Source organism: Pseudomonas sp. N040 (assembly GCF_015637705.1).
Lineage (GTDB): Bacteria > Pseudomonadota > Gammaproteobacteria > Pseudomonadales > Pseudomonadaceae > Aquipseudomonas.
Genome location: NZ_JADOBE010000024.1, coordinates 1 through 315 on the forward strand (window position 1 = coordinate 1; position 315 = coordinate 315).

Annotated in this window: 1 protein-coding gene; it reads left to right on the plus strand. The window is 54.3% G+C overall.

Going from position 1 to position 315, the window contains the following annotated elements; all coding sequences use genetic code 11:
* Positions 1 to 270 (plus strand): hypothetical protein (locus tag ISX93_RS17010; RefSeq protein WP_195779945.1); only part of this gene is annotated, 270 nt, incomplete at its 5' end.
* Between the last annotated feature and the right edge of the window lie 45 nt (positions 271 to 315).

Consider the following 315-nt stretch of genomic DNA (forward strand, 5'->3'; position numbering starts at 1 on the left):
AAACCCACCCGAATCATCGGGCTGGTTGCTGGAAGGGTCACAGCGATAAAACCGCTCGACAAGATGCGGCAGGTGTTCGGCAGCAATCGCATCAACCTGATTATGCACACTGATCTCCAGCCTATCCGACGGGCTCGTGGTGCTGATAGCGCGTGGGATGGCTATCGCTGCGCTCAACCCATCCTGCAGCGAGTTTCTCACCGGCAGCTGCTGGCCGATTCTGTTGAAAAAGTCCGTCATGATTTTCTCGACAGAAAAGTACGCGCTTGAGATTGAAATCCTTACTTCCGGCAGAGGCTTCTGGACTCCGATTTC